The sequence below is a fragment of the Mobilicoccus massiliensis genome (genome assembly GCF_000826525.2).
GTDB classification, from domain to species: domain Bacteria; phylum Actinomycetota; class Actinomycetes; order Actinomycetales; family Dermatophilaceae; genus Mobilicoccus; species Mobilicoccus massiliensis.
Genome location: NZ_LN651320.1, coordinates 1 through 1,966, shown reverse-complemented (window position 1 = coordinate 1,966; position 1,966 = coordinate 1). Strand labels below are relative to the sequence as shown.

The window sequence follows — 1,966 nt, the reverse complement described above, 5'->3', positions numbered from 1 at the left end:
GGATCGCCCCGGGTTCAGTGGAGAGCGGGTTGTGCCGCCCCGGCGGGTGCCGGGGCGCTGGCGTGTTCAGCGTAGAACAGGTCTTCGTACTCGATGGGTGGGATGTCGCCGCAGTGTGAGTGAAGGCGGTCGTTGTTGTACCAGTCGACCCACTCCATGGTGGCGAGTTCGACGGCATCCAGACCGCTCCACGGCCCACGTTTCCAGATGAGTTCCTTCTTGTAGATTTTGTTCAACGCCTCGGCAGCGGCATTGTCGTAGGAATCGCCGGTCGATCCGACCGAGGGTTCGATTCCGGACTCAAGGAGCCTCTCGGTGTAACGAATAGAGACGTATTGGCAGCCGCGATCCGAGTGGTGCACCAGGCACGACAGGTCTCGCTGGTGTCGGCCACGTTCCCACAAGGCGTGTTCCAGGGCGTCCAGCGCCAGATCGGTCCTTAATGAGTTCGATACCCGCCACCCGGTGATCCGGCGGGAATACAGGTCCATCACGAAAGCCACGTACACGAACCCGGCCCATGTGGCGACGTAGGTGATGTCGGCTACCCACCGGTGGTCCGGCGCCGGCGCGGTGAAGTCCCGCTGGAGCCGGTCGGCCGGGCAGGCCTTCGCCCGCGCGGGTCTGGTGGTCCGGGTGGTGCGCGCGTTCGGCACGCCAGCCAGGCCCAACGCTCGCATGCGACGTTCGATGGTGCATCGTGCGACCGGCTCACCGGGCCAGGCCCGCAGATAGGCCTTCCACATCTTGCGGACCCCGTACACGCCGAAGTTCTTCTCGTGCAGCTCCTGCAGACGTTCGTCGATGACGGCATCACTTGTGGCCCGCTTCGAGACAGGCCTACTCTTGCGGGCATAATAGGAGCTTGGGGCGATCGCGATTCCAGTCTCTTTCAGGACCTCGCAGATCGGCTCGACCCCATGCTCGTCGCGGTGCGCGGCAATGAACGCATCGACGTCTACGGTCGGCGGTCGAGCTCCGCCTGAGCGAAATAGGCACTCGCCTGGCGCAGAATCGTATTCGCGCGCCGCAGTTCGCGGTTCTCCTTCTCCAACTCTGCGATCCGGGCCGCGTCCGTACTCGTTGTGCCGGGGATCTCTCCGTCGTCGATCCGTTCGCGTTTGACCCAGTTCCGCAGCGTGTCGCCGTTGATCCCGAGCTGCTCACCGGTCAACCGGCACGCACGCGAGACCGCCAAGCCGGGCTCGGCGGCGATCCGGTCGCGAACCAACCGGATCGCTCGTTCACGCAACTCGTCGGGGTACCTCTTCGGTGCAGGCATGACTCCATCCTCCTGGGGAGATCAAGCCCTCCACCCTTCCCGGGGCGATCCAATGAGGGCTTCGCGGTGGTCCACCAGCAGGCGGATATCACGCTCTGCGCCGTCCAGGCGGGCCACCGGCAGGTCAGGTTCGCGTAGTGCCGCGCGGGCCACGGCCAAGGCATCAATGGGGTCGGACTTGCCGTAGCTGCGGGCGCTGTCGCGCACGTGGGCCATGAGCTTGGGTGGGACACGCACCAGGTCCTCCCCGGCGGCGAGCAGGTCTGCTTCCAGTCGCCGGGTCATGTGCCGGCAGTCCTCGATGGCCCAACGGCGATCGTGCCCGGCCGGGGTGACCTGCACGGCCCAAGCGAGGGCCTGCAGATGCTCGCTGGTGGTGGTCCCGATGGTGCGGGTCGCGATCTTGCGGCCCAGCTCATCGACGGCAACGATCGTGTGAGAGCGCTTGTGTGCATCGACACCGAACGTGATCATGGGAAGTGCCCTTCCTGGCCGTGAATCGGGTGGGGTTCACGGTCCGGCCGGTGGGCATATCCCAGTCAGGATGCGCCGATCACGCTCCTCTCAAGCCACGCCGGTCGGGCCGTGGTGTCCCGGCGAGCCGCACTACGGACATTAGCCACGAGGGCAGAGCGCAACAGGAGCGAACCCACCGGAACACCCCCAAGCCTTCCACTGGGAGCG

2 protein-coding genes and 1 other annotated feature are annotated in these 1,966 nt (G+C 65.8%); both genes read right to left on the bottom strand.

The genetic code is table 11. The features are described 5' to 3' along the window. Positions 1-14: 14 nt before the first annotated feature. Positions 15-1,282, bottom strand: a protein-coding gene (locus BN1197_RS00135) for an IS3 family transposase (protein WP_095999816.1) whose coding sequence is annotated in 2 segments (ribosomal slippage) — positions 15-985 and positions 985-1,282 — 1,269 coding nt in all. Because the reading frame shifts where the segments join, the coding sequence is not laid out codon by codon here. Further along, positions 867-998 (bottom strand) — a sequence feature (AL1L pseudoknot). (Overlaps the previous gene by 132 nt.) Positions 1,283-1,303: 21 nt before the next feature. Then, the gene (locus tag BN1197_RS00130; protein ID WP_052465786.1) at positions 1,304-1,756 is read right to left on the bottom strand and encodes an IS110 family transposase; all 453 of its coding nucleotides are present in this window, start codon (positions 1,754-1,756) and stop codon (positions 1,304-1,306) included. Between the last annotated feature and the right edge of the window lie 210 nt (positions 1,757-1,966).